Raw genomic sequence first — 248 nt, 5'->3', positions numbered from 1 at the left:
GTTATCGACGATGATGGCACTGGGCCGGGGCGTGCAGTTCAATAGCTGCTGTACTGCCAGGTGGCCACTGCGTCTGTCGAGCGCATCCTGTATCAGGTAACGGGTATCAATATCCAGGCCGGCACTGATGAGGCTGATACGCTGGTGACCAAGCGCCAGCAAGTGTTGCACTGCCAGGCGTATGCCATTTGCATTGTCATAGTCAAACCAGGCATAGGGTTTGTCGGTCTGCGTGCGACCATGGGCTA

At 56.5% G+C, this 248-nt stretch carries 1 pseudogene; it reads right to left on the bottom strand.

Features of this window, described 5'->3' with window-relative positions:
• Positions 1 to 248 (bottom strand): annotated as a pseudogene (locus H8L32_RS27490) (LacI family transcriptional regulator); the annotation flags it as partial.

Source organism: Undibacterium hunanense (assembly GCF_014284335.1).
GTDB lineage: Bacteria > Pseudomonadota > Gammaproteobacteria > Burkholderiales > Burkholderiaceae_D > Undibacterium > Undibacterium hunanense.
The sequence above is the reverse complement of the archived record's forward strand: the minus strand, read 5'-3'. Positions and strand labels throughout refer to the sequence as shown.